Genomic DNA, 17,972 nt, shown 5'->3' on the forward strand with positions numbered 1-17,972 from the left:
TTGTGTTTGTGGCGCTGCGCGTCGCAAAGCGGTTTTGCGATGTCAGTCGGATATGCTCCAGGCTCAAGGCACCTTTTCGCCCCTCGGCGACATACTTTGAAGGATCAAGGCATGCAAAATCCCGGCTCCGTCAGTGATATTGCGCTCGCAAAGCACATCTGAAGCCAGAGCATTATCGCGGAGCGTCATGGCCTTGTGGGCTCAGGCCAGACGCATTGCCAGGGCCTTGGCCTGAATCGCTACGTCAGTGACTGCGGTGCTTTCCCACCACATGCCGCGCAACGGCGGGCCCATGGCGAACAGGTGGGCTGAGCGCTGGCCTTGCGCATCAAGCACCGCGCCATCGTGGGCCGCTGCAATGCCCAGTGCCAGCGGGCCGGGCTGGATCAGGCCTCGAGCCAGTAGCTGGCGAGGCAGAGGACGGTCTACGCGACGCCAGTCGTACTCGATACCTGTGGAGTTGATCAACGCATCGCCGAGGATGTGCGTCGGCTCATGCTCGCCACGCCGACGGACACTGATCTGCACCTGACCTGACGGCAGGCTGGCAACACCCTGCAATGAAGCCGCTTCAATGCTCAGCCGCCCCTGCTTGACCAGCCGTGCCAGCAGTGCCGCGCTCGGTGGTGGCGAGCGGTGGTGATGGCTCTCCCACCACGGCCTTACGTGCCGTACGAATTGTCGACGCTGTGTGTCAGTCGCCTGGTTCCACAACCTGCCGACGTTGGCACGCACAGTGTCCAGCGGGGCCTGCCAGTCAATGCCGCTTTCAATGGCCAGTTCACACTGCTCGCGAACCTTGCGGACCAGTTGACGGGTGCTGCGAATGCTCGGGTCCTGCGCCAGAAAATCGGACCATTCAGGCGGCTGACGGCGCACATGTGGTAACAGACCGTGTCGGGAAAAGACCTGAATCGGCCCGCGGTGTCCGGCCTTTTCCAGAGACACCAGCGCATCGACCATGGTCAGCCCCGAGCCGATAATCAGCACACGGGTTTGCGGATCAAGCTGTTGCATGACGCTTACATCCCAAGGGTCCAGCGATGCAGCGTTCAGCGCGTTCGACTCGCGCTGCGGGGTGCGTGAAGCGGCGTACATGCCGGTCGCCAGCACGGCCTGACTGCCACGCAGTTCACGACCATCAGCCAGTGTGACGCTCACGCCCTGCTCACTGACCTGCACGTCCACCGCCTCGGCGCGCACGTGCCCGACCGTCGAGCCAAAGCCCTCGCCCACCACCTGCGCCTCGCGCAGACGCTGCTGCACATAAAGCCCGAACACCCCGCGCGGCGGGAACAGTTCGGCGACCGGGATTTTCTGCTCGGCCGCTTCAGGCCAGCCGCCTTCGGCCAGATAGCCGGTCAGCCACTCGGTAAGGTCGTGCGCGTTGTCCGGGTCGACGCTCATGCGCGCAGCGTTGCCATTGAGCGTATGGCCCGGCTCGGTAGCGCTGTAGGCCTCGCCCCGGCCAAGCTCGCTGCGAGTCTCGATGATCAGGATGCGGCGCTGCCCAGGCCTGCGCAACAGTTGCGCCGCCAGCATGCTGCCGCTCAGACCGCCGCCGATGATCAGAATGTCAGCCGTCTGGTGTGGGTCTTGGGTCATCGAACAGCGCCTCGGTCGAGTTACGATAAAAGTCGGGTCACGATAGAGTCAAAGCACCACGTTGCGCACGAAGCGTAAGGTGGTGTCAGCCTCATTGCAGTAGCGGTGCGGCTGATTGCTGGGGAACATGAAGAATTCGCCCGGCCCCACCTGCTGCGCGGCGGCAGGCTCGGCAAAACGCAGGGTCAGCCGACCTTCCACGACGTAGACCTGCTCACTCCAACCCTCCGGGTCGGCTTCTGACACGTAGGCATCGCCGGGAGCCAGGCAGAACTCCCACAATTCAACCTCTCGCCGTGCGATCGCTCTGGCCAGCAGCACGGCTTTGCTGCCAGGGATCGTACCTGCCCAGGCCAGTTCGTTGATACGGCTATGATCGCGATTTTCCGGCGCCTGAATCAGGTCGCTGAAGGCAACCTCAAGCGCCTCGGCCACCCGATCCAGCGTTGCCAGGCTGACGTTTTTCTCGCCGGCCTCGATGGCGACCAGCATGCGGCGACTGACGCCGGATTTTTCCGCCAGCGCGGTCTGACTGAGGTCAGCGGCGTTGCGCAGACGCCGCACGTTATGGCTGACATGTTGCAGAACCGGCGCGCGTGGCGAGTTTTCTTTGTGCATCGTGGTGCTCACATCAAACCGTTGCGCATTATACTGCCCATTCCCAGGGTGCTGTCAGAGTGCTCAGCCTCTCATCATACGCATTGCTGCCATAGCGCAGTCACAGGAGCCCAGAGCTGACATGAAGTCTATCAGCCGCATACCCCGTATCAGCAAGGCCGAAGCCGTGCTGATCCTGATCACTATGCTCTGGGGAGGCACATTTCTGCTGGTGCAGCATGCGCTGACCGTCAGTGGTCCGATGTTCTTCGTCGGCCTGCGCTTTGCCGCCGCGGCGCTTATCGTAGCGCTGTTTTCGCTGAAGGTGCTGCGCGGCCTGACCTTTCTTGAGCTAAAGGCCGGCGTCTTCATCGGCACCGCGATCATGCTCGGCTATGGACTGCAGACGGTCGGGCTGCAGACCATCCCCAGCAGCCAGTCCGCATTCATCACCGCGCTGTACGTACCGTGTGTGCCTTTATTGCAGTGGCTGGTGCTGGGCCGGCGGCCGGGGTTGATGCCGACACTGGGGATCATCCTTGCCTTTACCGGGCTGATGCTGGTGTCGGGGCCACAGGGCGCTACCCTGAACCTTAGCTCCGGCGAAATCGTGACACTGATCAGTGCAGTGGCCATCGCGGCAGAGATCATCATGATCAGCGCTTATGCGGGCAAGGTTGATGTGCGGCGCGTCACCGTCGTGCAACTGGCGACCGCCTCGATTCTGGCGTTTTTGATGATCGTGCCGACCCAGGAGCGCCTGCCGGATTTCTCTTGGTTGCTGGTGGTCAGCGCAGTGGGGCTCGGGCTTATGAGTGCGGCGATTCAGATCGCCATGAACTGGGCACAGAAAAGTGTTTCGCCCACGCGTGCAACCGTGATCTATGCCGGTGAACCGGTCTGGGCCGGGCTTGTCGGAAGACTGGCGGGTGAGCGCTTGCCGGGCATTGCGCTGCTCGGCGCGGCATTGATTGTCGCCGGAGTGATCGTCAGCGAAATGAAACGACGCTCTGGTGCTGGCGAATTTGTTACCGGAGATGAGGCGAGCCTCAATGAAGAAGGCCTGCGAAACGTCGAATAAAGCGCCGGTGGCGTTGCCGTGAAACATTCTTGCTGTAGCAACAATTTGCTGCATAAAAAACAGCAGACACTTTTTGTAGGAAATTTCGGAAACCGTCCCTTTGGTATCGGGGTGTCTGGCACGTATGATGCTTGACATTCCCCTGCAGATTAGAAGCCTATGTCCCTGATAGTTCTACTGCTTCTGCCCTTCATTGGCAGCTGTCTGGCGGCCATTTTGCCGCACAACGCGCGTAACGCAGAATCGTTTCTGGCGGGTCTGGTCGCCTTGATCGGGGCGATCCAGATGGCGTTGTGGTTCCCGCAGATCGCCGACGGCGGCGTGATTCGCGAGGAATATTTCTGGCTGCCAAGCCTTGGGATGAATTTCGTTCTACGCATCGACGGCTTCGCCTGGCTGTTTTCGATGCTGGTGCTGGGCATCGGTGCGCTGGTGTCGCTCTACGCCCGCTATTACATGTCGCCGGACGATCCGGTGCCGCGCTTCTTCGCTTTTTTCCTGGCGTTCATGGGTGCCATGCTCGGGCTGGTCATGTCCGGCAACCTGATTCAGATCGTGTTTTTCTGGGAGCTGACCAGCCTGTTTTCGTTTCTGCTGATCGGCTACTGGCATCATCGCGCCGATGCACGCCGTGGCGCGTACATGGCGCTGATGGTCACCGGCGCAGGCGGGCTGGCACTGCTGGCGGGCATGATGATCCTGGGGCATGTGGCAGGCAGTTACGATCTGGACCGTGTGCTGGCCTCCGGTGACGCGATTCGCGCCCATGCCTTGTACCCGGTATTGCTGACCCTGATTCTGATCGGCGCATTGACCAAAAGCGCGCAGTTCCCGTTCCATTTCTGGCTGCCCCACGCCATGGCGGCGCCCACACCGGTTTCGGCTTATCTACACTCGGCGACCATGGTCAAGGCCGGGGTGTTTCTCATGGCGCGGATGTGGCCCGCGCTGTCCGGCACCGAGCAATGGTTCTGGATCGTCAGCGGCGCGGGTGCCTGCACGCTGATTCTGGGCGCCTATGCAGCCATCTTTCAGAATGACCTCAAAGGACTGCTGGCGTACTCGACCATCAGCCACCTGGGCCTGATCACACTGCTGCTGGGTCTGAACAGCCCGCTGGCAGCCGTCGCTGCGGTGTTCCATATTCTCAACCATGCCACCTTCAAAGCCTCGCTGTTCATGGCGGCCGGGATCATCGACCACGAGAGCGGGACCCGAGATATCCGGCGGCTCAGCGGGCTGGTGAAGCTGCTTCCCTATACCGCGACGCTGGCAATGGTCGCCAGCGCATCGATGGCCGGCGTGCCGCTGCTCAACGGGTTCCTGTCCAAGGAAATGTTCTTTGCCGAGACGGTGTTCATTTCCGCCACGGCCTGGGTCGAGATCGCGCTGCCTGTCATCGCGACCATTGCCGGTATATTCAGTGTCGCCTATTCGCTGCGCTTCACGGTCGATGTGTTTTTCGGACCGGCAGCCAAAGACCTGCCGCACTTGCCCCATGAGCCGCCGCGCTGGATGCGTGCGCCGGTCGAACTGTTGGTGCTGACGTGCCTGGTCGTCGGCATATTCCCGGCGCAGTCCGTCGCGCCTCTGCTGGCAGCCGCTGCACGCCCGGTGGTGGGCGGAACACTGCCCCAGTACAGCCTGGCGATCTGGCATGGCTGGAATCTGCCGATGGTCATAAGCCTGGTGGCGATGGCGGGCGGCATCATTCTGTACCTATTGCTGCGCAAGCCCCTCAAGCACGAACGCATCACCACCCCGCCGCTGGTGGGACGTCTCAACGGCAAACGCTTCTTCGAGCGCAGCCTGGTTGTCGTCATGCACTGGGCGCGGCGTTTCGAGCGCAAGGTCAGTACGCGTCGTTTGCAGCCGCAATTGTTTCTGCTGGTGCTGGCGGCGGTGCTGGGCGGCTTCATTCCAATGTATTTCAGCGGCCTGACTTGGGGCGACCGGCCAAAAATTCCGGGCTCCGGGGTATTTGTCACGCTCTGGCTGATCGCGATTGCCTGCGCCATCGGTGCGGCATGGCAGGGTAAATATCACCGTCTGGCAGCATTGGTCATGGTCAGCGTGTGCGGCCTGATGACGTGCATCACCTTTGTCTGGTTCTCGGCACCTGATCTGGCGCTGACACAGCTGGTCGTGGAAGTGGTGACCACGGTGCTGATTCTGCTCGGTCTGCGCTGGCTGCCGCGACGCAACGAAGACGTCGCACCGCTCAGTGCCCGCCTGCGCGCTCGCACCCGGCGGATACGCGACTTTGGCCTGGCGGTGCTGGTCGGGCTGGGAATGGCGATACTGTCCTACGCCATGCTCACTCGGCAGACGCCCAACGCCATCTCGTCGTTCTACCTGAGCCGCGCGCTGCCACAGGGCGGCGGCACCAACGTGGTCAACGTGATGCTGGTGGATTTCCGTGGCTTCGACACGTTCGGCGAAATCACCGTGCTGGCCGCCGTGGCGCTCACGGTATTTGCCTTGCTGCGGCGCTTCCGCCCACCGAAAGAAAGCATTCTGCTGCCGACCCAACAGCGCCTGCTCGCCCGCGACGTGGTGACCGACCTGGTCAACCCGCGCAGCGCCAGCGACACCGCGCTCGGCTTCATGATGGTCCCGGCAGCGCTGGTGAGGTTGCTCCTGCCGATTGCCTTCATCATTTCGATGTACCTGTTCGTTCGGGGCCACAACCAGCCGGGCGGCGGTTTTGTCGCCGGTCTGGTGATGTCGGTGGCGTTCATTCTGCAATACATGGTCGCCGGCACTCAGTGGGTCGAGGCGCAAATGAGCCTGCGACCGCTGCGCTGGATGGGCACCGGCCTGCTGTGCGCAGTCCTCACCGGTGCTGGCTCCATGCTGCTGGGCTACCCGTTCATGACCACCCACACTGCGCATGTCGATTTGCCGATACTCGGCGATATTCACATCGCCAGCGCCCTGTTTTTCGATGTCGGCGTGTATGCGGTGGTGGTCGGGTCGACGCTGTTGATCCTCACTGCGCTGGCTCACCAGTCGGTGCGCAGCCACCGTCCGACACAGCTGCCCAAGCCTGTCGCCAACCCGCAAGGAATCCTCTGATGGAAGAAGTCATCGCAACGGCCATCGGCGTGCTGGCCGCCTCGGGCGTCTGGCTGATCCTGCGTCCACGGACCTTTCAGGTGGTCATGGGGCTGTGCCTGCTGTCCTACGGGGTCAACCTGTTCATCTTCAGTATGGGCAGCCTGTTCATCGGCAGAGAGCCAATCATCAAGGATGGCATTCCGCAGGACCTGCTCAATTACACCGACCCGCTGCCGCAGGCGCTGGTGCTCACCGCAATCGTGATCAGCTTCGCCATGACAGCATTGTTTCTGGTGGTGTTGCTTGCCTCCAGGGGCCTGACCGGCACCGACCATGTTGATGGCCGGGAGCCCAAGGCATGAGCTGGATGAACCAACTGATCATCGCGCCGATTCTGCTGCCGCTGCTGACTGCCGGGCTGATGCTCTGGCTGGGCGAAAAGCATCGACCGCTCAAGGGCCGCATCAACCTGTTCTCCAGCATGCTCGGGCTGGGCATATCCGTGGCGCTGCTTGTCTGGGTGCAGCAGACCGGCAGCAGCGGCTCGATCGGCGTCTACCTGCCGGGCAACTGGGGCGTGCCGTTCGGCATCGTGCTGGTGGTGGATCATCTGTCGGCACTGATGATGGTACTGACCGGGATTGTCGGGGTCTGCGCCCTGCTGTTCGCGCTGGCTCGCTGGGATAGGGCCGGCGCGAGTTTTCACGCACTGTTCCAGATTCAGCTGATGGGCCTGTACGGCGCGTTCCTGACCGCCGACCTGTTCAACCTGTTCGTGTTCTTCGAGGTCCTGCTGGCCGCCTCCTACGGCCTGATGTTGCACGGCTCGGGCCGGGCGCGAGTGTCGACAGGCCTGCATTATATTTCGATCAACCTGCTGGCGTCCTCGCTGTTTCTGATCGGTGCTGCGCTGATCTACGGGGTGACCGGCACGCTCAACTTCGCCGATCTGGCGATCAAGATTCCCCAGGTGGCAGAGTCCGACCTGGGGCTGCTGCACGCAGGCGCTGCCATTCTGGCCACGGCGTTTCTGGCCAAGGCCGGCATGTGGCCACTGAACTTCTGGCTGGTTCCGGCCTACTCGGCAGCCAGTGCACCGGTCGCGGCCATGTTCGCGATCATGACCAAAGTCGGCGTCTACACCCTGTTGCGCCTGTGGACACTGCTGTTTTCCGGTCAGGCTGGAGCCTCGGCATTCTTTGGCGGCGACTGGCTCATCTACGGCGGCATGGCGACGATTTTTACCGCCGCAATAGCCATCATCGCCGCCCAGCGCCTGGAACGCCTCGCCAGTCTGAGCATCCTGGTGTCGGCGGGCATTCTGCTGTCGGCCATCGGTTTCGCCCAGCCGAGCCTGACATCGGGCGCGCTGTTCTATATGGTCAGCTCGACCCTGGCGCTGAGCGCGATGTTTCTGCTCGGTGAATTGATCGAACGTTCCCGCTCCGCCAACGAGATCCCGTTGGAGGACGACGTAGATCAACTGCCGCGCGTAATGGAATCACTGCATCCGCCGCCCGGCACCAACCTGGACGACGAGCAGAAAGTCGTGGTAGGCCAGGTCATCCCCATGACCGTGGCCTTTCTGGGGCTGAGTTTTATCGCCTGCGCCCTGCTGATCATCGGCATGCCGCCATTGTCGGGGTTCATTGGCAAGCTCACCCTGCTCAGCGCCCTGATGAACCCGCTGGGGCTGGATGTCGCGCAGGATGAAGCGCTTTCTACCCAGGCCTGGATGCTCATCAGTCTGCTGATCTTCTCCGGGCTGGCGTCGCTGATTGCCTTTTCCAGGCTCGGCACTCAGCGTTTCTGGACACCTCACGAGCGTCCTTCGCCGTTGTTGCGACGCAACGAATGCCTGCCGATCATCATTCTGCTGGGCCTGTGTATCGCACTGACGTTCAAGGCCGAACCGCTGTTGCGCTACACACAGGACACCGCCGCCGCACTGCACGAGCCCAAGCAGTATGTGCAATCAGTGCTCGCCACACGCCCGATACCCGGCCCTACCAGCCAGGACGTGAACCCGGAGGGACGACCATGAAGCGTCTGTTTCCCGCCCCGCTCTTCTCGCTGGCGCTGTGGGCGCTGTGGCTGGTACTGAACCTGTCGCTCAGCCCCGGCCATTTGCTGCTGGGTGCCATTCTCGGCTTTCTGGCGCCAGTGCTGATGGCCCCCTTGCGGCCGCTGCCGGTACGCATACGCAAACCGGGTACGATCCTCAGGTTTTTATGCAGAGTAGGCGTCGATGTGGTGGTGTCCAACCTGCAGGTCGGTTTGAGCGTATGGCGACTCAAGCAGCGCCCGCCGCGCTCGGCCTTTGTGCTGGTGCCACTTGAATTACACGATGCCCACGGCCTTGCCGCGCTGGCGATGGTCACCACGGTAGTGCCCGGCACGGTTTGGTCCGAGCTGGCACTGGATCGCAGCGTGCTGCTGATGCACGTGTTCGATCTGGAAGACGAGGCGCAGTTCATCGAGCACTTCAAGACCACTTATGAGCGTCCATTGATGGAGATCTTTCAATGAGTGCACTGCTCGACAACGCGATCCTGATCAGCCTGCTGATCTTCGCCCTGGCAATGGTCATCACCCTGATTCGCCTGATCAAGGGCCCCTCGGCTCAGGATCGGGTTCTGGCCCTGGACTATCTGTACATCATCGCCATGCTGATGATGCTGGTGCTGGGTATCCGCTACGCCAGTGACACGTATTTCGAAGCCGCGATGCTGATTGCCCTGTTCGGCTTTGTCGGCTCGTTTGCTCTGGCCAAATTCCTGCTGCGCGGAGAGGTGATCGAATGACCGGGCTGCCAAACACAGTGCCCTTCTGGGCCGAGATACTGACGGCCGGCCTGCTGATCGCCAGCAGCCTGTTCGCCTTGACCGGCGCGCTGGGGTTGCTGCGCCTCAAGGACTTTTTCCAGCGCATGCACCCGCCAGCTCTGGCTTCGACGCTGGGCGCCTGGTGCGTGGCACTGGCGTCCATCGTTTACTTTTCTGCGCTTAAATCAGAGCCGGTCATCCATGCCTGGCTGATTCCGGTACTGCTGGCGATCACCGTGCCGGTGACCACCCTGCTGCTGGCGCGTACGGCGCTGTTTCGCAAGCGCATGGCCGGTGACGATGTGCCTGCAGAAGTGAGCGGCGCTCGTAGCAACGAAGAATCCGCCGGAGGCTGACGTGCAGAGCCTGGGCCGGGATTACTCGCTGGCCTTGAAGCTCAGCTCACCCTTGCGCCATTTGGCAGCCTTGCCGACAGCCCCCTTCAGGGTCTTGCTCATGCCCATCTGCAATTGCTCTTTGGCGGCAAACACCATGACAACTGTCTGACCTTCCTTGAACACAATGCCGTGGCCTTCAGGGATATCGACGAAGGCATATTCACCCAACCCGTACACGGTCATCTTGATTTCACGGAACTTCAATTCCAGCTTGCCACCTTCGCGGCTGGCCAGAACTGAAGCACGAAAGTGATCGCCTACCTTGAGTTCAAGGCGCGGCTTGTCATCGACGACCAAAGCGCTTTCAGTGTCGATTTCAGCAATATAAATGCCTTCGGCAGATTGCTCGGAGATGTAGACAAAACGGGATTGGAACTGCTTGACCAACTGTGCGCGAAGATCGCCGAGCACGAACAAAGCATGGGTATCCAGGTTACTTACAGCCAAAGTACAAACCCTCAAACATGAAAATGAGGCTGCCTGATGTCAGGACAGTCAAGAAAACGATTCATCCATAGGCCGCATCGAGCACGCCAGACCTTTTGGCATGCTGCAGGCAGTAGCACAGGTTAGCGCCACCACAAATCGGGTGCAGGCGGGAGGCGGATTCTACCGGCTCATGCCATCTACGGGATATATACCTTTTGTACACATCAGTGTCGTAGCAGCGGCGATACCGGGAAATACCGGAAAAACGAACCATCGCCCATGGGCTGGACGGGTTCCGGCCCTGAACATTACAGGTGTGTGCGGCAGTGGAAACATACCACTTGTAGGCAGAGTACAAAAGGCCATCTTTTCAGACCGGCAAATGCATCGAACTCTTGCGTGTGCCGATCACTCCCATGAAGGACTGATGAAAACGGGGATACCCCTCGTCGAGGAGATGACATGGAACTGACCACAAACACGCTGAAAGACTTGTTCGATCAATTGGGGCTCGACTCCGACGACCACAGCATCGATGAATTCGTCGCCAACCACCAACTGCCCAATGAAGTGAAAGTGGTCGAGGCCGATTTCTGGTCAGAATCGCAGGCCAGATTCCTGAAAGAAGAACTGCACAAGGATGCCGAATGGGCGCCTGTGATCGACGACCTGAATGTGCTCTTGCATGACGCGCCTGAGTGAATCACTCAGGCGGCTGATTATCATTGCGGATAACCGGGTTGGCCAATATTAAGATGCAATGTGCGGCCACCCGGTTGCGGAGCATGGACGAATACCGCATCCCCCAAAGTGCCGGCTCTGCCGAATACGGCGCTCCAGTGCGCGGACTGATGGATGTAGCGCCAACGCAATAGTTGCTCTTCTTGATCTTCCAGTGAATAAGGGGCGCCTTGCGCATAGGCAGTCAACTTGCGCGCAATGCGCTCCAGTTCAGGTGGAAGCTGAAACTCCGGGCTCTGCGGTACAGGTCCGAAGGGCACGCCTTCGTCGCATGCCAGCGTGTGCATGATGTTCAGGTAGACCCTCGATAGATGACCGAACACCTGACGATTCATACGCACGGCTGCGATAACCGGCTTCATGCCATTGAGCGTTTTTCGGCATGCTTGATAGCCGCTTTCATATAGATGGACTTGCAAAGACGCACGGCTGTCGAGCGGATCAATCCACTGATCGCGACTCATGCCATCCAGTTCAGCCTGGGAGTCCTTCCAGCTGGCCGCCGTGTCAGGTGAGCAGCTTCGGCTGACCAGACTTGTCCGCGGACGAGTCAGCAGGACGTCTTCCTCCATTTGCGGCGGGTAGCCACCACCGATATCGGAGTGAGCGCCGGGCAGCGTAATTTCCATCGGCCACGCTGGCTTGACACTGTTGAGCGCAAAATTGCGCCGCGACTCGTCGCGCGCCACCAGATGCAATACCTGCTCGGCACACCCGGGAGGCAGGTACAGATTGACTCGCCGGTTGTTCGCGTCGCCGGTATTGCCCAGATCCTTCAAGCTGCCTATCGCAGCGACAGTGTCGAACAGGCCGACAACCTTGAGCCGTACACTGCCATTACGCCACGTGAAATTTTCGCTTAATTTGACCTTACGGCTGGCGAGTATCGGCTCAAGCATTCCAGCGCTTTGCTTGAGAATTTCGTTGACCAGATGCCTGGCCGACGCAGCGCCACGGCTAAAGCCAAATACATCCAGCTCAAGTGCCTCCAGTACACAATCGGGGTTGTCCTGCGGGAAACCCTTCAACACCGACTCGAGTTTTCTGAACGCATTTTCCACCTTGGAAACCACGCCCGTGGCCCCCCGGCCGAAACTCTGCCCAGGCCACACCGAATCTCGCCCACCGGAGATAGTACCGACACCACTCACGTACAGCGGATAATAAACTTTCAGCCCTTCTCCTTCATTTTCGGCGACAGGTTGTCGACGGTATAGGCTGACCAGTCGGGCAATATTACTGAGATCGTTATTGTAACTGCTGCCGAGCTGGGTATGGCGCCCGCCGCACTCCTTGATATGCTGACCTGCATTGATATCAATCAATGCCTGACAATCGGCACCAATCTGACTGTTGACGCGGTTGTTTCCTGTGCCATCGAAGAAAATACCGACGCGCGCGGTAACCCGTCGTGTTACCGCGCCTGACAGTGCTGCTGAGGGGTAAACATTCCATTTGCCATTCATGACTTTTCCGTCCTTAGAGGCAGTCCTTGAACAGACTGCACTTAAACCAACATTGTAATAAGTTGATTTAAACAGCTTGCTCAAAGATACCGGACAGTCAACCCATGCAGAGTCGTTTCAGACAAGTCCTACAACTTGTGTAGATTATAAATAAACATCCCATCAATAACGGCCTACGTACTGACCTGCAATCCGCTCTAATTACAATAAATTCATCACTTTGAACTCACCGCATTCAGTCAAGGCTGCACAGTTATAGCCTTGACCTGAATTGCATAGTTATAGAGAGGTGGTCAGCCTTGCGGCTTGTAGCCCAGGCGCAAACCACCCCAGTGTAGCCCTTTCAGCATGATCGGCACGGACAGGTCATGCATCAGCTCGCCCGTGTCGCGGGTGTAGGTTTGCAGCAAAACCGGCAACTGATGGCTGCCGCAGCGAATACCGGTCCGGTCATCGAACTTGCGCTTGCTTCGATTACGCGCATTGTCCACCGCAGCATCACCCGTCAAAGGCTGGTTGAACGCATTGTTGTGCGTGGGTACGTAACCCTGTTGCGTGCAGGCAATGGCAAACACCAGACCTTCGTGCCGGGAAAGCAAGGGCTCTTGCAGCCCTGGCAGCGTTTGGTCGGTGTAACGGTCAAAACGCGTCGTGAACCGGGTGGGCGAAGTATTGGGGACAGGTTTATAGCTACGATCAAACAAGTCGTCCAGGCTGACCCGCCCCTGCTCGATATCAGCCTCGAACTTTTCTGCAATCCGTTGCGCACCTTCACGGGCCAGATCGTAGATACGCTGGTGATAATCATCCAGCCCCACCTGAGCCAGGCGCTGGCTGATGGTCTCAGCCTGCCCCTCCATCTGCACGGCAGCCCTGGCCAGTTGGCGGGTCTGCTCATCGCTGACCGCCAGATCACTGCGCATGTGCTCGACGGCCTCGAACAGGCTCGCCAACTGATCCTGATTACTTCGTGCCCCCTGAGCGATTTCGCTGACCTGGCTTTCGACCTCGACGGCCAGCCGGGCAATATTGCCCAGATGCTGACCGGTCAGCTCGACCTGTTCGACGCCGGTGTCCAGATCGGACGACAACTCGCGGATCTGCTCGACAACCTGTGCGGTGCGTTGCTGAATGTCGGCGACCATCTGGCCGACCTCACCGGTAGCGCTGGCGGTTCGACCGGCGAGCCCGCGCACCTCATCGGCAACCACGGCAAAGCCGCGTCCATGTTCGCCCGCACGGGCAGCTTCAATGGCAGCATTGAGCGCCAGCAGGTTGGTCTGGCTGGCAATCGACTGGATCACCATCGTCACTCGCTGGATCTCCTCGCTGCGCTGGCTCAGCGCTTCGATCAGCTCACGACTGCCGACCGCGCGCTGGCTCAAGCGATGCATGCGTTCGATGGACTCATTCAGCGCGCTGCTTCCGGACTCACTGCGCTGACGCGCCTCACTGGCCGCAATCAGCGCCTGCTGGCTCAACTGCGCGGTCTGCTGCTCTGTGGCAATCATCTGCTCGGCGCTGCTGACCACCTGTTCGGCGGCCCCCAGTTGCGACTGCACCCTGCCCGCGAGCTGCCCCACGGAAAACGCCACCTGAGCGGCGGAAAGCGCGTTATGACTGGTGGTGCGCGACAGATCGCGGGTCAGCAAAGCAATGTCGCTGTCACCGGAATCGACGCGCGAAACCAGGCCACTTTTGCGCGCCAGACGTGGCAGCCAGACCACCAGCAACGCCAGCGGTGTGACCACATAGAGAGACAGCCCGGCAACGCTCATGGCCGCCAGCAGCAGGCACAACGCAACACTCTGCACCGCCGGCACCCACCACTTCGACGCAGCGCCCGAAGCATCGGCCAGCGGCAGCCCGGCTGCCATGGATAGGTTCTCGGCCATGCTGCGTCACCCCGTCAGTATTTATCGTTATTGCGTTCATTAAACGCCAGATAACGGCCTTATGCCATGCGCTGTTGGTCTTAACATCTCGAATTCACTGTCTTGTGCTTAACCGTGAACCTGCCTTCAGCTCGAGGGTTGATAGAGAAATCAGCCTGATTCACAGACAGACGGACTTATCGGGTGGAATCAGCCCCGTTCGACTTCGTCTGTAGCTCAATTCCCACAAGTGTTTCAGAAAGTAAGCACATCGTCAGGCGAACGGCTCGGCTACCGGTTGCAGGCCAAAGCGGCGGTAATAGCGAGCGCGGCTTCCAGACTACGAACCAGTTGCCAAATGTATTGAAATGAAGCGTCATCACCAAACGCAGAGCCCATCGCGCCAAAGATACTTAAGATCATGAAGTTCTTGCCCGGCGGGAACTGATTCCCAGGATCGGTGACTAACAGCCGGGCGCTGGCGCGTCGGCGGCAAACAGGATCGACGCTGAACGTTGTGCTTCTTCAATTCGTCGCACGAAGTGGCAAGTTGAAAAACAGGACGTACGGTTTGCGTAAGTAAAGGAGTTACACGATGGACCTGACATTCGGCCCCCCTCTCAGCCAGAGCGGACGCCTTCTGCAACTCACCACACCGCCGGGCGAGCATCAGCTTCACGCCCCGCGCATGCACTGGGTCGAGCGTCATCGGTCGCGTGCCCCTATACCCTCGGCGTGGTGGTGCAAGACACCGAATACGATCTCGAAAAACTCATCGGCCAGCCCGTTAGCCTGGCCATTCTCTGCGATGACGGTTCTCCCGCGCAGCGCCACAGGCTGGTTGAAAGCATGCGTTATCTGGGCAATGACGACGGCCTGCATAACTGGCAACTGGTTTTGCGCCGTGGTTTAGCCTGCTTGAGTATCGCCTCGACTGCTGCATACCCAGTTCTCAGAATAGAGTGAATCACACCTCTTCATTCTCATTTTTCGGCTTAAGGATAAGCTCATGTTTGCGCCTGGAAATTCCGCGCACTTTGTATTACTGATCCCTTCCGTTCGAAACGATTTTAAAGTGCTGGCTTTTGATGGCGTTGAAGCCATCAGCACGCTCTATGCGATAAAAATCGAATTGGTCAGCGAGAACTCTGATTTTGACCTGGAAAGCCTGCTCAGCCGGCAGGCATTTCTTCAGTTCGGGCTAAACGGAGAAGGCATTCACGGCCTTATTGAGGACGTTTTCGTCGGTGACGCCGGTAAGCGTCTTACCCGCTATCACTTGACGCTGGTTCCAGCGTTGCACTACCTGCAGTTCAGCCACAACCAGCGGATTTTCCAGAACCTGACCGTTCCAGAAATCGTCGCACAGGTATTGAATGGCCACGGGCGTCAGTCAGACACCTTCAATTTTAAAGTCTCCATCAGCCCCGTGCGCGAGTACTGCACGCAGTACGGGGAAAGCGACTACGAGTTCATTCAGCGGCTGTGTGCCGAGGACGGCATTGCCTGGCACCACCAGCACACCCAGGAAGGGCATCAGCTGGTTTTTACGGATGATCAGACCTTCTTTCCCACGCTTGGCGATACGCCTTACAAGCAAGGCTCTGGGCTCGCTGCAGACAAGCCAGTGGTCTACCAGTTCTCGATGCGTTTCAATACTCGCACCAGTACCACAACGCGTCGTGGCTACGATCTCAAGCGTCCCAGCATGCTTCTTGAGAGCGCTTTCACTGCCGAATTCACTCCAAAGCTGGAGGATTATCGCTATCCCGAGCTAATCGAGAATGAAAAGCTTGGTAAGCAGCTTGCCCGCCAGGGGCTTGAGCGACATCGCGTTGACTACCAACTGGCTGAAGGGAGTAGCGACCAGCCTGCGCTGCGTAGCGGCCATTTCTTCAATCTGGTTGAGCACCCACGCAAGCGTTGCAACGACTTATGGTTGTTGGTAGGTGTTAAGCACGAAGGTAAGCAACCCCAAGCGCTCGAAGAGTCCGTTAGAAGTAATACCAGCCCAGCGGATGGCTTCACTCAGGGCTACCGTAATACTTTTAGCGCGATTCCGTGGGATGTCTTTTACCGCCCGCCGATGCCTGAGCGTAGATCTATCTTGGTGAGTCAGACGGCTCGCGTAACTGGCCCAGCGAATGAAGAAATATTCTGCGACGAATATGGTCGCGTAAAAGTCGAATTTCATTGGGACAGGGCAGAGCTGAATAGCGATAACAGCAGCTGTTGGTTGCGAGTGGCCTCAAGCTGGGCAGGAGAGGGATTCGGTTCGGTGACTATCCCGCGTATTGGAATGGAGGTTGTTGTAACCTATTTGGAAGGGGATCCTGACAAGCCCCTAATCACAGGTTGCGTAACGAACAAAGTCAACGCTCCGGCCTACCCGTTGCCGGCGAATAAAACGAAGACCGTACTTCGTACGCACAGCTCTCCGCACAATGGTGGATTCAACGAACTAGCTATTGAGGATCGCGCTGGACAGGAAAAAATCTCCTTCCGCGCACAGCGAGATTTTGATGAGCTGATCCTCAACGATAGCGTTAGCCATATTGGAAATGATCAGTCCACGCAAGTAGACCGCAACAGCTCCAGCCTCATCAAGGGTGACGAGACGCATACAACCAATGGTGTGCGAAACACAGTCATCGGTGGCAATGAGCTGATTTCGGTTAGTGGAGACACTAGCGTTACGTCGGGCGGAAACCTGATTATTCAAGTTGGATCTCAGGCTCACGTCACCGCTGTAAACGTTGTTATCAATGCAGGTATGAGTCTCACGCTTCAGGCCGGCGGTAACCACATTGTGATTAGCTCTGGAGGGATCTTCAGTAGCGTACCAATCGTACAGGGCGGATCGCCGATGGCGGGTGTTTCACCTCTGCAGGCCCTGCAGGCTCCATCGACTGAAGTCCCAGCCATTATCGCCAGCCCGCGCTCTATCGTTGCCGCTGCCAGGCAACAGGCGGCGGACTTTTGTCCGCTCTGTGAGGCCTGCCTGAATGGACAATGCAAAATTGGAGAGATCGCATGATTACGCCTCATCTTTGGTCGAGCGTACAAACTAAACTTGGGTTGTCCCTTTATCTGGTTCTCGACTCCGATGGTCAGCTCGAGGAGCGTGACGCGCTGATCAATTCGATTTCAAACGACGGGTTCCGGAATTTGTTCTTGGGTACACCAGCCAATTCTCTGGCAGACTCCGGCCCTTTCATTTTTCAGCTCGTAGAAGCCGATCTCCTTTTGATTAAGGATTTGATCAAGAGCCCTGAGCGTAACTGGGGTTGGCTTGCCAGCTCTCCGATTCATGATATCGAAGTAATCTCGACTCACATGCGTGAGCGTCTTGTGGCCGGCGAGCGGCCAAATCAAGCCATCTACAGATTCCACGACAACAGAGTGCTGACTCGCGCCCTGACTCACCTCGATGCCGATCAGTATCCTGAATACCTCGGGCCAATTTCGCGAGTGTGTTACTGGGACGGCTCGCAGTGGGCTGTCACTGAAAACTCCAATCCTGGCGAACACCCACTACCAGCCAGTCCTGCGTGGCTGACCATTCCTCAATCCGAAGTGGCTAGCGCGGCTGTAGAGTTTGATAATATCCGTCGCTACCTCATGATTGAGCACACCGAGACTCTAGTCAAGCTTGCTGAGCAGGAAAATTTTGATTCTTGGCTGTGCACACAGCTGGAGCTTGCTCGCACCTGGGGCTGGAAGGAGCCTGAGCAGCTGCACTTCTTTATCACTCAGAGTTTGAAGGCCCCGGAGTATCACCTGCCCAAGTCATGGTTCCCGCATAACGCCGAAACGCCAAAGGCACACTTTGAGCGCATTCATGAAGAGTCGCTTTACTGGCAAGGCGAGGGCTCGTTATGAAATCTGTCAGTCAA

General features: G+C 58.8%; 15 protein-coding genes and 1 pseudogene. 11 read left to right on the forward strand and 5 right to left on the reverse strand.

Features of this window, described 5'->3' with window-relative positions; all coding sequences use genetic code 11:
• Positions 1-201 precede the first annotated feature (201 nt).
• Together PSPTO_RS17950 and PSPTO_RS17955 are read right to left on the reverse strand one after the other, a co-directional pair.
• Positions 202-1,605: an FAD/NAD(P)-binding protein gene (locus PSPTO_RS17950; RefSeq protein WP_005771178.1), complete on the reverse strand. Its 1,404-nt coding sequence runs from the start codon at positions 1,603-1,605 to the stop codon at positions 202-204.
• 48 nt (positions 1,606-1,653) lie between these two features.
• Positions 1,654-2,223 (reverse strand): helix-turn-helix domain-containing protein, encoded by a 570-nt coding sequence (locus PSPTO_RS17955; protein WP_005771176.1) that lies wholly within the window; start codon positions 2,221-2,223, stop codon positions 1,654-1,656.
• A 121-nt stretch (positions 2,224-2,344) separates the two neighbouring features.
• Here PSPTO_RS17955 and PSPTO_RS17960 point away from each other — a divergent pair, with 121 nt between their 5' ends.
• The 7 genes from PSPTO_RS17960 (at position 2,345) to PSPTO_RS17990 (ending at position 9,524) form a co-directional block, all read left to right on the forward strand.
• Positions 2,345-3,283, forward strand: a complete 939-nt coding sequence (locus PSPTO_RS17960; protein WP_011104575.1) for a DMT family transporter — start codon at positions 2,345-2,347, stop codon at positions 3,281-3,283.
• A 159-nt stretch (positions 3,284-3,442) separates the two neighbouring features.
• Entirely contained in the window at positions 3,443-6,361 is a 2,919-nt protein-coding gene (locus PSPTO_RS17965) for a monovalent cation/H+ antiporter subunit A (RefSeq protein WP_011104576.1), read from the forward strand.
• Positions 6,361-6,705 carry a Na+/H+ antiporter subunit C gene (locus PSPTO_RS17970; protein ID WP_003380836.1) on the forward strand — a complete coding sequence of 115 codons (345 nt, stop codon included), beginning with the start codon at positions 6,361-6,363 and terminating at the stop codon, positions 6,703-6,705. The genes PSPTO_RS17965 and PSPTO_RS17970 overlap by 1 nt, the downstream gene beginning before the upstream one ends.
• Positions 6,702-8,387 (forward strand): monovalent cation/H+ antiporter subunit D, encoded by a 1,686-nt coding sequence (locus PSPTO_RS17975; RefSeq protein ID WP_005771172.1) that lies wholly within the window; start codon positions 6,702-6,704, stop codon positions 8,385-8,387. Before PSPTO_RS17970 ends, PSPTO_RS17975 begins: the two co-directional genes overlap by 4 nt.
• Positions 8,384-8,872 carry a Na+/H+ antiporter subunit E gene (locus tag PSPTO_RS17980; RefSeq protein WP_005771170.1) on the forward strand — a complete coding sequence of 163 codons (489 nt, stop codon included), beginning with the start codon at positions 8,384-8,386 and terminating at the stop codon, positions 8,870-8,872. Before PSPTO_RS17975 ends, PSPTO_RS17980 begins: the two co-directional genes overlap by 4 nt.
• A complete protein-coding gene (locus PSPTO_RS17985) occupies positions 8,869-9,147 on the forward strand; it encodes a K+/H+ antiporter subunit F (RefSeq protein ID WP_005771169.1) in 279 nt (92 codons plus the stop codon). The genes PSPTO_RS17980 and PSPTO_RS17985 overlap by 4 nt, the downstream gene beginning before the upstream one ends.
• Positions 9,144-9,524 (forward strand): Na+/H+ antiporter subunit G, encoded by a 381-nt coding sequence (locus tag PSPTO_RS17990; RefSeq protein ID WP_005771168.1) that lies wholly within the window; start codon positions 9,144-9,146, stop codon positions 9,522-9,524. Before PSPTO_RS17985 ends, PSPTO_RS17990 begins: the two co-directional genes overlap by 4 nt.
• A gap of 21 nt (positions 9,525-9,545) precedes the next feature.
• On the opposite strand, the gene PSPTO_RS17995 is transcribed toward PSPTO_RS17990, so the two are convergent.
• Complete coding sequence (locus PSPTO_RS17995) at positions 9,546-10,013, reverse strand: hypothetical protein (protein ID WP_005771167.1); 468 nt, start codon at positions 10,011-10,013, stop codon at positions 9,546-9,548.
• Positions 10,014-10,457: 444 nt separating this feature from the next.
• Between PSPTO_RS17995 and PSPTO_RS18000 the strand changes: the two genes are divergently transcribed.
• Complete coding sequence (locus tag PSPTO_RS18000; RefSeq protein ID WP_005771165.1) at positions 10,458-10,697, forward strand: DUF2789 domain-containing protein; 240 nt, start codon at positions 10,458-10,460, stop codon at positions 10,695-10,697.
• A 20-nt stretch (positions 10,698-10,717) separates the two neighbouring features.
• On the opposite strand, the gene PSPTO_RS18005 is transcribed toward PSPTO_RS18000, so the two are convergent.
• Both PSPTO_RS18005 and PSPTO_RS18010 read right to left on the reverse strand, forming a co-directional pair.
• Positions 10,718-12,202 (reverse strand): T6SS phospholipase effector Tle1-like catalytic domain-containing protein, encoded by a 1,485-nt coding sequence (locus tag PSPTO_RS18005; protein ID WP_046463563.1) that lies wholly within the window; start codon positions 12,200-12,202, stop codon positions 10,718-10,720.
• Positions 12,203-12,495: 293 nt separating this feature from the next.
• Complete coding sequence (locus tag PSPTO_RS18010) at positions 12,496-14,097, reverse strand: methyl-accepting chemotaxis protein (protein WP_007246966.1); 1,602 nt, start codon at positions 14,095-14,097, stop codon at positions 12,496-12,498.
• 574 nt (positions 14,098-14,671) lie between these two features.
• Between PSPTO_RS18010 and PSPTO_RS30685 the strand changes: the two are divergent.
• The 3 genes and pseudogenes from PSPTO_RS30685 to PSPTO_RS18025 all read left to right on the forward strand — a co-directional run.
• Positions 14,672-15,014: pseudogene (locus PSPTO_RS30685) on the forward strand (contractile injection system protein, VgrG/Pvc8 family); the annotation flags it as partial.
• A 71-nt stretch (positions 15,015-15,085) separates the two neighbouring features.
• Complete coding sequence (gene tssI, locus PSPTO_RS18020; RefSeq protein ID WP_011104580.1) at positions 15,086-17,113, forward strand: type VI secretion system tip protein VgrG; 2,028 nt, start codon at positions 15,086-15,088, stop codon at positions 17,111-17,113.
• On the forward strand, positions 17,110-17,958 hold the full coding sequence (locus PSPTO_RS18025; protein ID WP_011104581.1) for a DUF4123 domain-containing protein: 849 nt from the start codon (positions 17,110-17,112) through the stop codon (positions 17,956-17,958). Before tssI ends, PSPTO_RS18025 begins: the two co-directional genes overlap by 4 nt.
• Positions 17,959-17,972: the final 14 nt, after the last annotated feature.

The sequence above is a fragment of the Pseudomonas syringae pv. tomato str. DC3000 genome, from assembly GCF_000007805.1.
In the GTDB taxonomy this organism is placed as follows: domain Bacteria; phylum Pseudomonadota; class Gammaproteobacteria; order Pseudomonadales; family Pseudomonadaceae; genus Aquipseudomonas; species Aquipseudomonas avellanae.

Coding starts and splice junctions, on each gene's coding strand:
- PSPTO_RS17950 (WP_005771178.1), bottom strand. CDS start 1,605: ATGACCCAAGACCCACACCAGACGGCTGACATTCTGATCATCGGCGGC.
- PSPTO_RS17955 (WP_005771176.1), bottom strand. CDS start 2,223: ATGCACAAAGAAAACTCGCCACGCGCGCCGGTTCTGCAACATGTCAGC.
- PSPTO_RS17960 (WP_011104575.1), top strand. CDS start 2,345: ATGAAGTCTATCAGCCGCATACCCCGTATCAGCAAGGCCGAAGCCGTG.
- PSPTO_RS17965 (WP_011104576.1), top strand. CDS start 3,443: ATGTCCCTGATAGTTCTACTGCTTCTGCCCTTCATTGGCAGCTGTCTG.
- PSPTO_RS17970 (WP_003380836.1), top strand. CDS start 6,361: ATGGAAGAAGTCATCGCAACGGCCATCGGCGTGCTGGCCGCCTCGGGC.
- PSPTO_RS17975 (WP_005771172.1), top strand. CDS start 6,702: ATGAGCTGGATGAACCAACTGATCATCGCGCCGATTCTGCTGCCGCTG.
- PSPTO_RS17980 (WP_005771170.1), top strand. CDS start 8,384: ATGAAGCGTCTGTTTCCCGCCCCGCTCTTCTCGCTGGCGCTGTGGGCG.
- PSPTO_RS17985 (WP_005771169.1), top strand. CDS start 8,869: ATGAGTGCACTGCTCGACAACGCGATCCTGATCAGCCTGCTGATCTTC.
- PSPTO_RS17990 (WP_005771168.1), top strand. CDS start 9,144: ATGACCGGGCTGCCAAACACAGTGCCCTTCTGGGCCGAGATACTGACG.
- PSPTO_RS18000 (WP_005771165.1), top strand. CDS start 10,458: ATGGAACTGACCACAAACACGCTGAAAGACTTGTTCGATCAATTGGGG.
- PSPTO_RS18005 (WP_046463563.1), bottom strand. CDS start 12,202: ATGAATGGCAAATGGAATGTTTACCCCTCAGCAGCACTGTCAGGCGCG.
- PSPTO_RS18010 (WP_007246966.1), bottom strand. CDS start 14,097: ATGGCCGAGAACCTATCCATGGCAGCCGGGCTGCCGCTGGCCGATGCT.
- tssI (WP_011104580.1), top strand. CDS start 15,086: ATGTTTGCGCCTGGAAATTCCGCGCACTTTGTATTACTGATCCCTTCC.
- PSPTO_RS18025 (WP_011104581.1), top strand. CDS start 17,110: ATGATTACGCCTCATCTTTGGTCGAGCGTACAAACTAAACTTGGGTTG.